The organism is Echinicola shivajiensis (assembly GCF_018642165.1).
Lineage (GTDB): Bacteria > Bacteroidota > Bacteroidia > Cytophagales > Cyclobacteriaceae > Echinicola > Echinicola shivajiensis.
Genome location: NZ_JAHHZM010000013.1, coordinates 113,349 through 131,163 on the forward strand (window position 1 = coordinate 113,349; position 17,815 = coordinate 131,163).

General features: G+C 40.1%; 15 protein-coding genes. 13 read left to right on the forward strand and 2 right to left on the reverse strand.

Annotation, left to right across the window (positions count from 1 at the left end; all coding sequences use genetic code 11):
• Positions 1-55 precede the first annotated feature (55 nt).
• The 6 genes from odhB to KMW37_RS17535 all read left to right on the forward strand — a co-directional run bounded on the left by odhB (position 56) and on the right by KMW37_RS17535 (position 8,311).
• Complete coding sequence (gene odhB / locus KMW37_RS17510) at positions 56-1,609, forward strand: 2-oxoglutarate dehydrogenase complex dihydrolipoyllysine-residue succinyltransferase (protein ID WP_215225952.1); 1,554 nt, start codon at positions 56-58, stop codon at positions 1,607-1,609.
• 168 nt (positions 1,610-1,777) lie between these two features.
• On the forward strand, positions 1,778-2,041 hold the full coding sequence (locus KMW37_RS17515) for a four helix bundle protein (protein WP_246581550.1): 264 nt from the start codon (positions 1,778-1,780) through the stop codon (positions 2,039-2,041).
• A 148-nt stretch (positions 2,042-2,189) separates the two neighbouring features.
• On the forward strand, positions 2,190-3,590 hold the full coding sequence (gene lpdA, locus KMW37_RS17520; protein WP_215225953.1) for a dihydrolipoyl dehydrogenase: 1,401 nt from the start codon (positions 2,190-2,192) through the stop codon (positions 3,588-3,590).
• Between the two features lie 337 nt (positions 3,591-3,927).
• A complete protein-coding gene (gene carB / locus KMW37_RS17525; protein WP_215225954.1) occupies positions 3,928-6,747 on the forward strand; it encodes a carbamoyl-phosphate synthase large subunit in 2,820 nt (939 codons plus the stop codon).
• Between the two features lie 23 nt (positions 6,748-6,770).
• A complete protein-coding gene (locus KMW37_RS17530) occupies positions 6,771-7,025 on the forward strand; it encodes a DUF4834 family protein (RefSeq protein ID WP_215225955.1) in 255 nt (84 codons plus the stop codon).
• Positions 7,026-7,195: 170 nt separating this feature from the next.
• Entirely contained in the window at positions 7,196-8,311 is a 1,116-nt protein-coding gene (locus KMW37_RS17535) for a transporter (protein ID WP_215225956.1), read from the forward strand.
• A gap of 43 nt (positions 8,312-8,354) precedes the next feature.
• Here KMW37_RS17535 and KMW37_RS17540 read toward each other — a convergent pair whose 3' ends face one another.
• Both KMW37_RS17540 and KMW37_RS17545 read right to left on the reverse strand, forming a co-directional pair.
• A complete protein-coding gene (locus KMW37_RS17540) occupies positions 8,355-9,131 on the reverse strand; it encodes a hypothetical protein (protein WP_246581551.1) in 777 nt (258 codons plus the stop codon).
• A 74-nt stretch (positions 9,132-9,205) separates the two neighbouring features.
• Positions 9,206-10,849: a carbon starvation CstA family protein gene (locus KMW37_RS17545; RefSeq protein ID WP_215225957.1), complete on the reverse strand. Its 1,644-nt coding sequence runs from the start codon at positions 10,847-10,849 to the stop codon at positions 9,206-9,208.
• 227 nt (positions 10,850-11,076) lie between these two features.
• On the opposite strand from KMW37_RS17545, the gene KMW37_RS17550 reads away from it, so the two are divergent.
• The 7 genes from KMW37_RS17550 (at position 11,077) to murQ (ending at position 17,652) form a co-directional block, all read left to right on the forward strand.
• A complete protein-coding gene (locus KMW37_RS17550; RefSeq protein WP_215225958.1) occupies positions 11,077-12,144 on the forward strand; it encodes a mechanosensitive ion channel family protein in 1,068 nt (355 codons plus the stop codon).
• An 86-nt stretch (positions 12,145-12,230) separates the two neighbouring features.
• Positions 12,231-13,073: an acetyl-CoA carboxylase, carboxyltransferase subunit beta gene (gene accD, locus KMW37_RS17555; RefSeq protein ID WP_215225959.1), complete on the forward strand. Its 843-nt coding sequence runs from the start codon at positions 12,231-12,233 to the stop codon at positions 13,071-13,073.
• 131 nt (positions 13,074-13,204) lie between these two features.
• Complete coding sequence (gene nqrF / locus KMW37_RS17560; protein WP_215225960.1) at positions 13,205-14,509, forward strand: NADH:ubiquinone reductase (Na(+)-transporting) subunit F; 1,305 nt, start codon at positions 13,205-13,207, stop codon at positions 14,507-14,509.
• A 108-nt stretch (positions 14,510-14,617) separates the two neighbouring features.
• Complete coding sequence (locus KMW37_RS17565) at positions 14,618-15,769, forward strand: formimidoylglutamase (RefSeq protein ID WP_215225961.1); 1,152 nt, start codon at positions 14,618-14,620, stop codon at positions 15,767-15,769.
• Between the two features lie 2 nt (positions 15,770-15,771).
• Positions 15,772-15,999 (forward strand): cytochrome b5 domain-containing protein, encoded by a 228-nt coding sequence (locus tag KMW37_RS17570; protein ID WP_215225962.1) that lies wholly within the window; start codon positions 15,772-15,774, stop codon positions 15,997-15,999.
• A gap of 4 nt (positions 16,000-16,003) precedes the next feature.
• The gene (locus KMW37_RS17575; RefSeq protein ID WP_215225963.1) at positions 16,004-16,846 is read left to right on the forward strand and encodes an N-acetylglucosamine kinase; all 843 of its coding nucleotides are present in this window, start codon (positions 16,004-16,006) and stop codon (positions 16,844-16,846) included.
• Positions 16,843-17,652, forward strand: a complete 810-nt coding sequence (gene murQ / locus KMW37_RS17580; protein ID WP_215225964.1) for an N-acetylmuramic acid 6-phosphate etherase — start codon at positions 16,843-16,845, stop codon at positions 17,650-17,652. The genes KMW37_RS17575 and murQ overlap by 4 nt, the downstream gene beginning before the upstream one ends.
• The last annotated feature ends 163 nt before the right edge of the window (positions 17,653-17,815 follow it).

The window sequence follows — 17,815 nt, forward strand, 5'->3', positions numbered from 1 at the left end:
ATTATCAAAAATTAACCTTGAACCGAAAGTGGTTTGGGGGGTAAATAAAAAAGCCATGAGTTTAGAAATCAAAGTCCCTGCAGTTGGGGAGTCAATTACCGAAGTAACCATCGGTCAGTGGTTCAAAAATAGCGGAGAGTATGTGGAGATGGATGAGGTGATCTGCGAATTGGAATCTGATAAGGCCACTTTTGAATTAACTGCTGAACAATCTGGTGTGTTGACCACTAAGGCAGAAGAAGGCGATACATTGGAGATTGGCGAAGTGATTTGCGAAATCGATACAAATGCCTCTGAAGGAGACGCAGCCCCAGCTGCTGCGGAAAGTCCGGCAAAAGAAACTCCTGCAGCTGCTAATGCAAGCGGCAGTGCTTCAGGAAAGACGGGCGAAATAAAAGAAATGATTGTTCCTACTGTTGGTGAATCCATCACTGAGGTTACCTTGGCTTCTTGGTTGAAAGAAGACGGTGATTTTGTGGAGTTGGATGAAATTATTGCTGAGGTAGATTCTGATAAGGCTACTTTTGAATTGCCAGCGGAAGCGCAAGGAATCCTAAGGCATGTTGCTGCAGAAGGCGATACTTTGGAAATCGGTGGATTGATCTGTAAGATCGAAGTAGTAGAAGGAGAAGCTCCATCAGAAGAATCTACTTCTTCAAGCGAGACTGCAGCCACAGCTTCATCTGGTGATGCTACTTATGCGACTGGGCATGCATCCCCTGCTGCCGCGAAGATTTTGGCTGAAAAAGGTATTGATCCTAAAGATGTGAAAGGCACAGGCAAAGATGGAAGGGTGACCAAGGAAGATGCAGAGAAAGCACAAAAGTCTGCACCAAAACCAGCCACTCCTCAGAAGCCAAAAGCTGAAGCAAAAGAAGCTGCCCCTGAGACACCAAAAGTAGCTGGTGAAAGAAATGTGAGAAGGGAGAAAATGACTTCACTAAGAAAGACCATTTCTAAGAGATTGGTTGCAGCCAAAAATGAAACGGCAATGTTGACCACTTTTAATGAGGTGAACATGAAGCCTATCATGGATTTGAGAAAGCAGTATAAGGAAATGTTCAAGGAGAAGCATAATGTGAACCTTGGGTTTATGTCTTTCTTTACCAAGGCGGTTTGTGTGGCATTGCAGGAATGGCCAGCAGTGAATGCACAAATCGATGGAAATGAAATTCTTTACAATGATTTCTGTGATGTGTCCATTGCAGTTTCTGCACCAAAAGGTTTGGTTGTTCCAGTGATCAGAAATGCTGAGCAGCTTTCTTTTGACCAGATAGAAAAAGAGGTCGTAAGATTGGCCACCAAAGCTAGAGATGGTAAGTTGACTATTGAAGAAATGACTGGAGGAACCTTCACCATTACCAATGGTGGTATCTTTGGTTCTATGATGTCGACACCGATTATTAACCAGCCTCAATCTGCTATTTTGGGAATGCACAATATTGTAGAAAGACCAATGGCGGTAAACGGCGAGGTAAAAATCCTTCCAATGATGTATATAGCTCTTTCTTATGACCATAGAATCATTGATGGTCGTGAATCAGTTAGCTTTCTGGTAAGAGTAAAACAACTCCTTGAAGATCCAGCTAGACTATTGCTTGGAGTATAGTGGATGAAAAAGTATAAAGTACGAAGTATTTAGTACAAAGACGAAGTGCTTTATCAATCAATGTTTTATTTCTAGATTGTAGGTAAAAGATTCGTTAAATTGATGAGGTAGGTAGATTGTTTTTATGCTTACCTCATTAACCTATTTTTAATTTAACTTACTTTTATTATGCACAGGTATAAGAAACTTCAAGTTTGGAAAAAATCCATTGATTTAGCTGTTGACATTTATAGTGTTACCGAAAACCTCCCAACTCAGGAAAAATATGGTTTGATAAGTCAGATTAATAGGGCTGCCGTTTCCATAGCTTCTAATATAGCTGAAGGGGCTGGAAGAAATACAAAGGGAGAGTTTGATCAATTCTTAGGGTATTCTTTGGGATCTGCTTTTGAATTGGATACACAGTTAATAATTTCCAGCAGACTCCAATAAATTGATGATCTAATGTTTATGAAGATATCCGAAGATTTGGAAGTTATACATAACATGATCTATGGGCTAAAACAAAGTTTAAAAAGATAATTAAATTTACTTGGTACATTGTACACCATACTTTGTACTATTTTCAAAACAACCAATCATGAAATACGACTTAATCGTTATTGGATCAGGGCCTGGAGGATATGTGGCTGCTATCAGAGGAGCTCAACTCGGCATGAAAACAGCTATAATTGAAAAATATCCTACTTTAGGAGGTACCTGCTTGAATGTGGGTTGTATTCCTTCCAAGGCATTGTTGGATTCCAGTGAGCATTATCATAATGCAGCACATACTTTCAAGACCCATGGTATTGACCTGAAAGACCTTAAGGTCAATTTGGGTCAAATGATCGCCAGAAAGGATGATGTGGTCAAGCAAAATGTAGATGGTATCCAGTATCTGATGAAGAAGAACAAAATTGATGTTCACCAAGGTGTGGGGTCCTTCGTGGATAAGAATACCATCAAGGTGACCAAAGATGATGGGAAGTCTGAGGAGATTACAGGTAAGAACATCATCATCGCCACTGGGTCTAAGCCGGCCTCTTTACCATTTATTGAGATCGATAAGAAGAGAATCATTACTTCCACAGAGGCATTGAAAATGAAGGAAGTCCCTAAACACCTCATCGTAATCGGTGGTGGGGTGATCGGGATGGAATTAGGTTCTGTCTATGCCCGTATGGGAGCAAAGGTGTCTGTGGTAGAATATATGGATTCCCTTATTCCTTCTATGGACAAAACCATGGGTAAAGAACTTCAGAAATCTTTAAAGAAAATAGGTTTTGAATTCTACTTGAAGCACAAAGTTACTGAGGTTAAAAATTCCGGTAAGGAAGTTACGGTAAAGGCTGAAGACAAGAAAGGCGAGACGGTAGAGGTAAAAGGAGACTATGTATTAGTGTCTATCGGTAGAAGACCATACACAGATGGTTTGAATGCAGAAGCTGCAGGTGTGAAGATTAATGAGAGAGGCCAGGTAGAAGTAGACGAGCACCTTAAAACTAATGTGGATAATATCTATGCCATCGGGGACGTGGTGAAAGGAGCCATGTTGGCACATAAGGCTGAAGAAGAAGGTGTGTTGGTGGTTGAGCAGTTGGCTGGACAAAAACCTCATATCAACTATAACCTAATTCCGGGAGTGGTATATACATGGCCAGAAGTGGCTGCAGTGGGTTATACTGAAGAACAGTTGAAGGAAAAAGGAATAAAGTACAAAGCAGGTAAATTCCCTTTTATGGCTTCAGGCCGTGCAAGAGCATCCATGGATACTGATGGGCTTGTAAAAGTATTGGCTGATGCAAATACTGATGAAATCCTAGGCGTTCATATGATCGGTCCAAGGACAGCAGATATGATTGCTGAGGCTGTAGTGGCCATGGAATACAGGGCTTCTGCTGAGGATATTGCTAGAATGTCCCATGCCCACCCAACTTATACAGAAGCATTCAAGGAAGCGTGTTTGGCAGCTACTGAAAACAGGGCGCTACACGTCTAGGTATTTATTTAAAACTTATTTAAAAAGCAGTTTCAATTCAGGAACTGCTTTTTTATTGCCTTTATTAAAAGAAAGAATAAACTAAAGGTCTTTTAGATGGTTGTATTTCAAATTGGTTGTTGGTTTAATGTCCTCGTCTAATTAGCTAAGCATTTGATGGCAAGATATTAATGCCCGAGTATAAGGAATACTCAGGGGCCTTGATCTGAATGAATTAAGAATAAATTTAAATTACTGTAAAGGTTTTTTTAAATATATCCCTGCAAGTTTCAATAATTTACTTAATTTTGCACCAATTTAGCCATAAGTAAAAAACTTATCCAAACCTCTCTATAGCATGCCTAAAGATAATAGCATTAAACATGTACTGATCATTGGAAGTGGCCCAATCGTAATTGGCCAGGCCTGTGAGTTTGATTATTCTGGATCTCAAGCAGCGAGATCTTTAAGAGAAGAGGGTATCATTGTGACCCTTATCAACTCCAATCCGGCGACGATTATGACTGACCCGGTTACCGCAGACAATGTTTACCTGCTTCCGTTGGAGAAGAAATCCATCGTAAAAATCCTGACTGAGCATCCGGATATTGACTGTGTACTCCCTACCATGGGTGGTCAGACAGCACTAAACTTAGCCATTGAGGCGGATCAAGCCGGAATCTGGAAAAAGTTTAATGTAAGAATGATCGGTGTTGATATTGACGCCATCGAGACTGCAGAAAACCGTGAGAAATTCAAGGCCCTAATGGAAGAACTTAATGTAGGGGTTTGTGTTGGTAAAACAGCAACATCTTTCCTACAGGGTAAGGAAATTGCTCAAGAAATCGGTTTCCCATTAGTAATTAGACCTTCCTATACCCTTGGTGGTACCGGTGGTGGATTTGTGGAAAAAGAAGAAGATTTTGAGAAAGCCCTAATGAGTGGGCTTAAAGCTTCCCCGACGCACGAGGTACTTGTTGAACAGAGTATCCTTGGTTGGAAAGAATATGAGCTTGAAGTGCTCCGTGATAGTCTAGGTAATATGATCGTTATCTGTTCTATTGAAAACTTCGACCCAATGGGAGTTCATACAGGTGATTCTATCACTGTAGCTCCTGCCATGACGCTCCCTGATCCAGTATATCAGGAAATGAGGAACTTGGCCATCAAAATGATGAACGGTATCGGTAATTTTGCCGGTGGATGTAACGTACAGTTCTCTGTAAGCCCTGATAACCAAACCATCATTGGTATTGAGATTAACCCTAGGGTTTCCCGTTCCTCTGCATTGGCTTCCAAAGCAACTGGTTACCCAATCGCAAAAGTTGCCGCCAAACTTGCAGTAGGTTACAATTTGGATGAATTGCCTAATTCCATTACAGGAACTACCTCAGCTTTCTTTGAGCCTGCAATTGACTATGTGATCGTTAAGATTCCTAGATGGAACTTTGATAAGTTCAAAGGTTCTGACCGTAGATTGGGCCTTTCCATGAAAGCTGTAGGTGAGGTAATGGGTATTGGTAGAAATTTCCAGGAGGCCTTACAAAAAGCTTGTCAGTCTTTGGAGATCAAAAGAAATGGACTCGGTGCTGATGGCAAAGAATTGAAGAATCAAGAGCAGATTCTTTATAGCTTGGAGCATCCTAGCTGGAATCGCCTTTTCCATATTTATGATGCCTTTAAGCTGGGTATCTCTTTTAGAACCATCCATGATTTGACAAAAATCGATAAGTGGTTCTTGAAGCAAATCGAGGAATTGGTGCACCTTGATATCACCTTGGACAAGTACACGTTGGATACTATTCCTAAGGACTTGATGGTGATGGCTAAGCACAAAGGTTATGCAGACCGTCAGATTGCCCACCTTCTGGGTTGCTTGGAGAGTGAAGTCTTCAAGAAGCGTAGGGACGAAATGGGTATCAAGCGTGTCTATAAATTGGTAGATACCTGTGCGGCTGAATTTGAAGCGCAGACGCCATACTATTACTCTTCTTTTGGTGAGGAAAATGAATCTATCGCAAGTGACAAGAAGAAAGTCATTGTATTAGGTTCTGGTCCAAACCGAGTAGGACAGGGGATTGAATTTGATTATTCTTGTGTGCATGGGGTTTTGGCGGCGAAGGAATGTGGTTATGAAACCATTATGATCAACTGTAACCCTGAGACTGTTTCCACTGACTTTGATATTGCAGATAAGCTTTATTTCGAGCCGGTATTCTGGGAGCATATCTATGAAATCATTCTTCATGAAAAGCCTGAGGGTGTAATCGTTCAGTTAGGTGGACAGACTGCCTTGAAATTGGCCGAGAAGCTTGAGAAATATGGAGTGAAAATTTTAGGAACTAGTTTTGAAGCCTTGGACCTTGCAGAAGATAGAGGTGAATTTTCTAGCTTGCTAAAAGAAAACGATGTGCCTTACCCAGAGTTTGGTACTATTCATAATACGGATGAAGCTCTTGAGCTTTGCAAAACTATTGGATTCCCACTATTGGTAAGACCTTCTTATGTATTGGGTGGTCAAGGGATGAAGATCGTGATCAATGAGAAAGAGCTTGAGCAGCACGTTGTAGAGGTATTAAAAGATATTCCTGATAATGAAATCCTTTTGGATCACTTCCTAGAGGGAGCTATTGAGGCGGAAGCAGATGCGATTTGTGATGGAGAGAATGTGTACATCATCGGAATCATGCAACATATTGAGCCTGCAGGTATCCATTCAGGTGACTCTTACGCGGTATTGCCTCCGTATAACTTAGGAGATTTGGTTGTCAGACAAATTGAGACCTATACCGAAAAAATTGCCTTGGCATTGAAAACTGTAGGTTTGATCAATATTCAGTTTGCGATCAAAGATGATAAGGTGTATGTGATCGAAGCTAATCCAAGAGCATCGAGAACGGTTCCGTTTATTTGTAAGGCATATCAAGAACCTTATGTAAATTATGCCGTAAAAGTGATGTTGGGTGCTAATAAAGTGACCGACTTTAAATTCAATCCTACTAAGAAAGGATATGCAATCAAAGAGCCGGTATTCTCTTTCCATAAGTTTCCTAATGTCAATAAGGAATTAGGGCCAGAGATGAAGTCTACGGGAGAGGCCATCTATTTTATTGACGATTTAATGGATGATTACTTCTTGAAGATTTATGCTGAGAGAAACCTATATCTGAGTAGATAATTTGTAATTAAATTCAATTCGCTTTGAAGTATATAATATTAATTCTTTGTATCGGATGGTTGTTTGGACAGCTTTTTCGATACTTCTTAAGATCCAAGTTGGGGCAATTTGCTCAGCAGGTGAAAGCAGCTGCTAGGGAAGAGCAAAGGGCTCGGCAGAGGGCAACAAAGGATAATGGAGAAATCCATGTAGACTATGTGCCCAAGGAATATCAAAAAAGAAGTAAGAAAGATATTCGAGGCGGAGAGTATGTAGATTATGAAGAGGTGAAGGATTGATTAAGTTCAACTTCTATAAATAAGATTTCTAAAAAAAGAGTCCCATGCGAAGGGACTCTTTTTTTTGTACTATAATGAATAGGTGTTTGACTTTTGAAGAAGATTTGACAACTTGTGCAGTTAACCGCATGACAGTGTTCAATGATTGTCTAATTAAACCTTAATTTTCAATGAAAAAAATCTACTTACTTAGTTCATTATTTAGTCTTTTCATTACTGTTCAGATGGCCTATTCACAGGGTTGTGTGGCTATTCGCGGTTTTTCTGCCTGTAACGGACAGGTCGGATCGCAAGCCTTCTTACCAAAAGGGGAGTGGTTGATCAATGGGAATTTCAGGTATTTCCATTCTTTCAGACATTTTCGTGGGCATGAAGAAGAAACCAATCGAGTAGAGGAAGGAACAGAAGTGATCAATGATTCTTATTTCTTTGATGCTACAGTCTCCTATGGTTTTAGCGATAGGTTATATGGTTCATTGGTACTGCCATTAGTTTATCATGAACGTTCTTCGATGTATGAACACGGCGGAAATCCACCAAATGGATTGGGAGATAGGCATAAAACCTATGCTGGCGGATTGGGTGATATTCGTCTTAGTGCTACTTATTGGTTGCTTGATCCTGAAAAGAACCATAAAGGGAATATAGCTTTAGGCCTTGGGTTAAAGCTGCCTACTGGGGATTATGGAGCGGTTAGCACTTTTTACAATCAAGGAGAAAACAGAGATGAAACTTTGGATTTGACAGTGGACCAATCCATCCAGCCTGGTGATGGAGGTTTTGGTGGAACTGTGGAGCTTCAAGCTTACAGAATGTTGTCTTCTAAAATATTGGTAAATGGAAGTTTCTTTTACTTAGTAAATCCTAGAGAAACGAATGGTAAGTCTGCTAGAGACAGGGGAACACTATTCTCTGTTCCTGATCAATTTGCACTGAGGGCTGGTGCCACATATATAAGTCCACTTCCAGGCTTGAGCTTTTATCTTGGAGGAAGATATGAATGCATTCCTGTTTATGATTTGATCGGGGGAAGCGATGGATTTAGAAGACCGGGATATGTTGTTTCTGTTGAACCAGGGGTGAATTATTCAAAAGAGAAATTCTCTATCAATGTCAATGTCCCAATCGCTGTGGATAGAAATAGAACAAGAAGTTATTTGGATATTCAGAACAGTACTCCTGATAGATATAGACATGGTGATGCAGCTTTTGCTGATTATCTTGTCAATATTGGCTTTGCTTGGAGAATATCCAAAAAGGTATCTACGCCTTTTCATAGCATGTAAAGCAACTTAAATAATTTCCAGCAATAAAAATGGGGGCAAATATTTATTTGCCCCCATTTGCTTTAAGATCATTTAGACAATTTTCGTCAAGGCTCGGGATGCCATTGTTTACTGAATTGTAAAGGATATTGGTTTCGACGGCCCAGTACATTAAGCAGTCCCTGTTGTCACAATGGTGGTCATGTTCTTCATCTTCATGCTCGACTTGCATAATAGAGCCAAGGTTTACCAGTCCCATCAAATGGCCAAGTTCATGTTCCAATACGGTGGTTTCTAATTTCTCCTTGCTGGGTTTTCCAATTCGTCCTGAATTTTCCAATATCCTTTGCCCCAATAAAGTCAGGGAAGTGTTTCTATGGGAAAAGCCCAAGCTGAATTCATTATCGGTGTCCTGATCGAAATATCCATCCACTATTAAGATATACATCCCCAGCTCTGAACCGGTGTTATAGCTGTTTCTATTATTATCCTCTATTTCTCTTATTTCATCAAGAGAGTAATTTTCTTGCCCCAAAGCGGGGATGGAGCTTATACTGACATTAAGCCCAGTAGGTTTATTCACTAAAGTTGCTATCCAATTAGCAATGGCTTCGATGGAAGCTTGGTCTGGCGGAAAGCCTTCCATGTATTGGATTTCAAGGTTAATGCTGGAAAATTTATCAGCTGAAAGAATTTCATTGGAAGAAGCGCCGACAGGCCTTTTTGCCGCCTTGATGCTTTCTATTCTTTCATCCACCTCACTGTCAGTAAAACAGGAAGAGACTGTAAAAGCTATAAAGAGTAATAAGAATATCTGAGTACTAAGAAAATTTCTGTTCACTATTTGGTATATAAGTTGAACTGATGTAAGTGTCAGTATATTAATTGATTAAGGTGCAAATATACCTACTTTTTCTATTTAAAAGAACTTCCTGTTTCGGGAATGGGTGATTTTTGCTCCAAACTTTTTCTGGCCAGAATAATCAAAACTACGGAAAGTACGAATAAAACTGCGGCAATAACTGAAAGCACATATGCTTCTTCTTGAAAATTTTTCCATGCAAAGATTCCCAGCGATGTCAGTGTAACTGTGAACATGAAAAACATTGGGATCAGCACGAAGGTAGCATTCACATTTATATTGATCAGCCATACAGCAATGGCCAGCAATGCCAATGCTGCCAATAGTTGATTGGCAGAACCGAAGATAGGCCATAAGGTGGTAAAGCCACCAGAACGTATCAATAATATGGAAAGAACGACTACTATGCCCGTGCTCAAAAATCTGTTTTCAGATAATTGCTTGCCAACGGGATTTTCTACCCCTTCAAAATATTCCTGTAGGGTAAATCTCGCCAATCTAGTGCAGGTATCCAATGTGGTTAAGGCGAAGGCTGATACTGTAAGAGCTACGAAGCTAACGGCCATCTGTTCAGGAATCCCCAAGGTGGCCATCATGGACCCCAAGCCATCTGAAAACATGGTTACAGGGCCTTTCAAGCTTAAACTACTTGCATATTCTTCTCTGCTGAGGATAATGACTGCTGCTACTGAAATGATGGCTAGAAATGATTCGATCAGCATTCCTCCAAAACCTACTACTTTGGCGTCGCCCTCTTTGTCAATTTGCTTGGAGGTTGTTCCTGAGGCGACCAATGAGTGGAAGCCGCTTATAGCACCGCATGCGATAGTGACAAAAAGTACGGGGAAAAGATATCCCAAGTTTTCAGAAGTAATATTCACTTGGGTGTCCATCTTGATTTCAGGATTTGCATAAAAAATACCCATAGTGGCGAAAATGATCAGTCCGTAAAGCAGGAAACTGTTAAGGTAGTCCCTGGGCTGCAGTAAAAGGGAAACGGGAGTAACTGAAGCAATAAAAGCATAGGCCAATAAAATATAAAGCCATAATTCATAATTCAATTCAAAAGGGATTTGCATTCCCAGATAAACAAAATAATACATTAATGCTACTCCTATTATGGATACTATGATAAATAGCCTTTTTTTATCTGCTACAAATTTGTTTACAAAGCCGAAGGCCACTGCAAGGCCTATAAAAAGTATGGAGGCAGAGGCTACGCCTGGGTTATTAATGAATGTTTTGGCAATGATATCAGCAAATACGGCTATGACCAAAATCAATGTGGAGAAGCTAAAAATCATAAACAGCTGCTTTCCTTTATAGCCAATATTGTTTTTGATAATGGTTCCTATGGATTTGCCCTGATTTCTCATGGAAGCGATCATACTTCCCAAATCATGGACGGCACCGAAGAAAATTCCCCCTACCAGTATCCATATGATGGCAGGAATCCAACCAAAAGTCACGGCAATAATAGGTCCTACTATAGGGCCTGCACCTGCAATGGAAGCAAAGTGATGTCCCAATACTACTATTGGTTTGCTGGGAACATAATCTACTCCATCCTTGTATTGATGCGAAGGTGTTTGGTTTTGATCATTGATCTTGAATTTCTTGAATACATATTTTCCATAAAGTAAATATGCTCCTAAAAGAATTAATCCTGACAACAATAGGATAGCAGGTAGTGTCATGGTGTTTTTTTGGATATATTGTTTCTTCTATCTATATTATAACGAAACCTTAGGTTAATTGAATCCTTCATTTGGTTTTTCTATATAATCAACAAATGTAATTAATCCCTGCTTTCCATCTATATTCCTTCTGGACAAGTAGTGAAAAAAATCTTAGCCTTTTGCCTCCAATTAATTTATTTGCCCGATAACCTTGCTTATTCCTTGATCACTTAAATGCTATTAAGATGAATGACAAGATTATATTTATTTCTATTTCCTTGGGCTTGCTGTTATGTGCCCATTTGATAATCAGGTTGTCTTTTACCTCTCTGGTTAAAAAGTTTTATAAACCCCAGTCTGTTGAAGGTAGAAAGTCTATTCAAGGCTTGTCCAATTCCCTGAAATGGGGACTGTTTTTTCTTCTTTTCCCATTATTGGAGTCGAATTTTTCTCCAGACGACTGGAGTTATATAAGCCAGTATAAAGTTTTTCAGGTGTTGTTTTATATCAACCTTGCCTGGGTGCTTATAGCACTTACTAAGATGATGAAATATTATTTTTTGGAGAATCATTCATTTAGTAAAACGGATAACCTGAAGGAAAGGCGGATGCATACTCAGGTTAGCTTTATCCAGAAAATAATAGTTGTTGTGATTGTAGTTGTGGCTTTTTCTTTGGTAATGATGAGTTTTGAGGCGGCTCGAAAGGCCGGTCAGGGTATTCTAGCATCAGCTGGGGTGGCCGGTATAATAATAGGTCTGGCAGCCCAAAAATCAATTGCCAATCTGTTGGCTGGATTTCAAATTGCTTTTACCCAGCCTATAAGGATAGACGATGTGGTGGTGGTCGAGGGAGAGTGGGGGAAGATAGAGGAGATCAACCTGACTTATGTTGTAGTTTGTATCTGGGATCAGCGTAGACTTGTTTTGCCCATTTATTATTTTCTGGAAAAGCCATTTCAAAACTGGACCAGGACCACCGCAGATATTTGGGGGACAGTATTTTTATATGTAGACCATACCATTCCTATTCAGGATTTAAAAGATAAACTCAAGCAGATTCTGGACAGTACTGATTTGTGGGACGGAAAGGTTCAAGTGCTGCAAGTAACTGAAATGAAGCCTACCATGGTGGAATTAAGGTGTTTGATGAGTGCTAAAGACAGCCCTTCTGCATTTGATTTACGTTGTTTGGTAAGAGAAAAAATGGTGGAGTATATTCAAGAAAAATATCCGGAATCCCTACCCAAAACCCGTGTTTTGATGGACCGATTGGAAGAAGTTGAATCTATCGAAAATGGTCATCCGAAATGAGAAAGCAACATTTCATTTTATTTAACGGATAATACCTATAAATTTGTAGTCCCTGAAAAGAAATTTTCAGCCTTAAAATACAACATATGGCTTGGTTTAAGAGAAAAGACGCAGGAATTAAAACTTCTACTAAAGAGAAGAAAGATGCCCCAGATGGCCTTTGGTTTAAGACACCAAAGGGAAATATCATCCACACCCGTGAATTGAAGAACAATGCATTTGTGTGTCCTGATGATGATTATCATGTGAAAATTGGGTCAAAGGAATATTTTGAAATTTTATTTGATGACAATAAGTTTCAGGAGCTTGATGCCGATATGACCTCAGGTGATCCGTTGAACTTTGTGGATAGTAAACCTTATACTTCAAGAATTGAAGCTACTATCAATAAGACTGGATTGAAAGATGCTGTTCGCTATGGAGTTGGTAAGATCAACGGTCAGGATATCGTGATTGCTTCCATGGACTTTAGCTTTATTGGTGGTTCTATGGGCTCTGTTGTGGGAGAGAAAATTGCTAGGGCGATTGATCATTCTTTAAACAACAAAATTCCATTTTTGATGATCTCCAAATCTGGTGGTGCCAGAATGATGGAGGCTGGTTTCAGCTTGATGCAGATGGCCAAGACCTCTGCAAAATTGGCTTTATTGGACGAAGCAAAAATCCCTTATATTTCTTTAGTGACTGATCCTACTACTGGTGGTGTGACCGCTTCCTATGCCATGTTGGGAGATTTTAATATTGCTGAACCAGGAGCATTGATTGGTTTTGCAGGACCTAGGGTGATTCGCGAAACAATTGGTAAAGATCTTCCAAAAGGATTCCAAAGCGCAGAATTTGTTTTGGAACATGGGTTCTTGGATTTTATCGTAGACAGAAGACAGCTTAAAACAAGGCTTTCCACTTTGCTTAAACTATTGAGCAATTAATCGGTTATATAGGGAAATTAAAGTTAAATTTTACCTTATCGGTCACCGATTTTAGGGAATATTAAATATATTTGTGTGCCTCAAATGAGGCGCTTGATATACTGAAAGAGAACTAGAAAAAGCATTATTAAATGAGTTCAGTAATTATTACATCAATTGTAGCATTTACCTTGATTATTTTGCTACTTGTTTTCATTCTGCTGTTTGCCCAGTCTAAGCTGGTAGCATCAGGAGATGTGAAAATTATCATTAACGGTGATGAAGCCAATCCGGTTACTACTTCCGCTGGCTCCTCCCTTTTGGCTACTTTGGGTAACCAGAAGATCTTCTTGCCTTCTGCCTGTGGTGGAGGTGGTACATGCGCTATGTGTAAGTGTACTGTTGAAGAAGGTGGTGGAGAGGTGCTTCCTACAGAAGTTGGACATCTTAGCCGTTCAGAGCAACAAAGCAATGTGAGGCTTTCTTGCCAGGTAAAAGTTAAACAGGATATGAAAATTCGTATCCCTGAAGAAATCTTCGGTATTAAGAAGTGGGATTGCGAAGTTATATCAAATTACAACGTATCTACCTTTATCAAAGAATTCAAAGTGAAATTGCCTGAGGGTGAGATTTTGGATTTCGAATCAGGTGGATATATACAGATTGATGTTCCTGAAATTACTGTAAACTTCAAGGATATTGATATCACTCCACATCCTGAGTTGGGTCACCCCGCAGATGTGTACCAAAGTGACTGGGACAAGTTTGGTCTTTGGAGCTTGGTCATGAAAAATGACGAGGAGCTATTTAGGGCTTACTCCATGGCTAACCACCCTGCTGAAGGTAATATTGTGATGTTGACCATCCGTATTGCTACCCCGCCATGGGATAGAGCAAATAATAAGTGGATGGATGTTAATCCTGGGGTATGTTCTTCTTATGTGTTCTCTCGTAAGCCAGGGGATAAAGTGACTATCTCAGGTCCTTATGGTGAATTCCATATCAACCCTACCCAAAGAGAAATGATCTATATTGGTGGTGGTGCAGGTATGGCTCCATTGAGATCTCATATCTTCCACCTATTCCATACTGAGAAATCTGATAGAAAAGTTTCTTACTGGTATGGTGGTCGTTCTAAGAAAGAGTTGTTCTACGTGCCTCACTTCAGGGATATAGAAAAAGACTTCCCTAATTTTAAATTCTATATTGGTTTATCTGAACCACTTCCAGAAGATAATTGGAAGATCAAGAAGTCTTTGGACGATGATGAAGGAGACGGATATGTAGGGTTTATTCACCAAGTGCTCTATGATAATTATTTGAAAGATCATCCAGAGCCAGATGAAATTGAATTTTACCTTTGTGGACCTCCATTGATGAACTCAGCAGTATTGAAGCTGTTGGATGATATGGGAGTTCCAAAAGAAAATATCAGATTTGACGACTTCGGTGGTTAAGTTAAAAAGGTCCTGCAATCGCAGGACTTTTTTATTTGCTATTAGTTTTTGATTATTTTTACAAGCTGAGCTTCCATAATTTATGGAGTAGCTGCTAAAGAATCACCTATGGACCTTAAGATTTTATTTGACCCAATTCCAGATCGCATTACCCAAAAGTCCTATGCGCATAATTCATTTTTCAAACACATCCATTATTACGGGGAGCTTTTTCCAGATTTGAATGGTGTTCAGATAGCTATAGTTGGATTGGAAGATGCCAGAGGCTGCAGGAATGAGGATAGTTTTGATCAGGCAGCAAATGAGGTGCGCCAAAAGCTTTATAACCTTAAGAGGGGCCTTTCGCATTATAAAATAGCTGATCTCGGAAATTTGAGAGCCGGGATAGACCTAAAGGAAACTTATATCAGGATTCAAAGTGTGGGAGAGGAGCTGATGAAGAGGCAGATACTTCCTATATACATTGGAGGAACCCATGACTTGGATTACGGCCAATATCTTTCTTATGAGGGGATGAAAAAGCTGGTAAGTATGCTTACGGTGGATGCCAAGATTGATATGGAAGATGAAGGGGCGCCATTTGAGATACACTCACAAGATATTATTTTACATCAACCAAATTTCCTGTTTAATTATACCCAATTGGCTTACCAGAGTTTTTTGACTGACCGAGATCTGGTGAATGTCATGGAAAAATTGTATTTTGATCATGTAAGATTGGGCCAGTTAAGGGATAATTTTAAGGAGATAGAGCCTTTGATTAGGAATGCTGATTTGGTAAGTTTTGATATATGTTCAATTCAATCAGCAGATGCGCCTGGAGCTTCAGATGCACAGCCATTTGGTTTGACAGCCGAAGAAGCTTGTCAGATTTGTTGGTTTGCAGGTATGAATGAAAAACTAAGCTCATTGGGGCTTTATGGTTATCAGCCGGTTTATGATGACCAAAGGTTTAAAACTGCCTCTGTGATCGCTACGATGGTATGGTATTTTATCGAAGGTTTTTATCACAGGAAAGATAGTCTTTCATTCAAGAGTAATGACTATACCAAATACACGGTGTCACTTGACTCTAAACCTTCTACCATATTGTTCTACAAGAGTAATTTAAGTGGAAAATGGTGGATGGAAGTTCCTCAGACAGGCAAGGAGAAGTTTGAAAGGGATACGATTATTCCTTGTAGCTATCAAGATTATCAAACAGCTCAGCGTGGGGAAATTCCAGAGAGGTGGATCAATGCTCAATTGAAATTGTATTGAGCATGAGATCATATACCAAGCAGCAATTGGCGTTGCGTAATGGGCAGGACAAGCCAGAAATCTGGGTAGCCTATAAAGGGCGTATTTATGATGTTAGCAGTTCGAGGTTGTGGAGAAATGGTAAGCATTATGAGCATTGGGCAGGGCAGGACCTGACAGATGAGTTGCCAGATGCACCTCATACAGAAAATGTATTTGATAAATTTGAGACTATAGGTCAGTTAGTTTAATGGCATGATTTTAATCGCGGACAGTGGATCAAGTAAGACGGATTGGCGGGGTATTGACCATAAAGGTAATATTTCCCAGTTCAGAGGAGTGGGGTTTAATCCCTATTACCAAACTGCGGTTGAAATGGCTGCTGAGCTTGAGGAGGAGTTTTTACTTAACCTGAAAGAGGAGGTAGAATATATCTATTATTATGGTGCTGGCTGTACATCTGATCAAAATAAATCCACGGTTTCCCATGCCCTACAAAATATTTTTGGGAAGGCTGTAATCACAGTTGATCATGATTTGATGGCTGCTGCTAGAGCTACCTGTGGCCATGAGGCCGGCATAGCTTGTATATTGGGGACTGGGTCTAATAGTGGAGATTATGATGGGGAACTAATAGTAGATTCCCGGCCATCTCCGGGTTTTATTTTGGGTGATGAAGGGGGAGGCGCCTATGTCGGTAAAAAATTCCTCATGGATTTTATACATGACGAATTGCCCAGAGAAATCAGGGAGAAGGCTTTAGAGCACTTCGATCTGACGATACAGGGAATTCTGGAAAATGTTTATCAAAAACCATTTCCAGGAAGGTATATGGCTAGCTTTTGCCGGTTTTTGACTGAAAATATCCGTGATCCTTATTGTTACCTTTTGTATTACAATAGCTTCCAGGATTTTCTGAAAAAGCATGTAATGAAGTATAGGGATTTTGAAAATAAGAAAGTCAATTTCGTAGGCTCAGTAGCTTTTTATAATAGCGATGTGCTCAGAAAAGCTGCTGGAGACTTAGGGGTGAATGTAAATTTAATTTTAGAAAGCCCTATTGCGGGTTTGACATTATATCATAAAAACGAAAAATGAGAACGACCGAAAGTAGCTCCAATTATGATAATTTGGAGTCCATGAGTGTTGAGGAATTGATTGCCAATATTAATAGGGAAGACCAAACCGTGCCCCAGGCCGTCAATAAAGTCTTACCCGAAATAGAAAGGCTAATAGAGCAGATTGTAGCCAAGATGAAACAAGGAGGTAGACTTTTTTATATAGGCGCAGGTACAAGTGGAAGATTGGGGATTTTGGATGCCTCTGAGTGTCCTCCGACATATGGGGTTTCACATGATATGGTTATTGGAATTATTGCCGGTGGTGATACAGCTATCCGTAAAGCAGTGGAAAATGCAGAAGATGATCCTAATCAGGCCTGGCAGGATTTGAAGGCCAATGGTGTCAATGAACTGGATACTGTCATCGGAATAGCTGCTTCTGGAACTACTCCCTACGTGATAGGGGGAGTAAAGGCTGCAAGGGAAAATGGATTGCTTACAGGGTGCATTACATGTAATGCAGGATCGCCTTTAGCTGAGGCTGTGGAGTATCCTATTGAAGTGGTAGTGGGACCGGAGTTTGTGACAGGGAGTACGAGAATGAAAGCAGGAACTGCTCAGAAGTTGGTATTGAATATGATTTCAACTGCTGTGATGATCAAGCTGGGTAAGGTAAAGGGAAACAAGATGGTCAATATGCAATTGTCTAACGAGAAGTTGGTAGAGCGAGGAACTAGGATGATTATGGAAGCAACCGGATTGGAGGAAGCTCCAGCAAAAGAAAGGTTATTGAAGTTTGGTTCTGTGAAAGCGGCTTTGGATGATTGGGAAAGTAGTCATTAATGAATAAACGGGGCTGTCTCATTTCTTGTCATTTCGAGACCTAACATTTGGTACCCAACCGCACAAAAGGGAATGACGTTTAGATCGAAGTGGCCTGTACAATATAGCCGTCCCTGGTATAGTGCAAATTGCCTGTTTTCGAGCATGGTTGGATAGAAAGGAG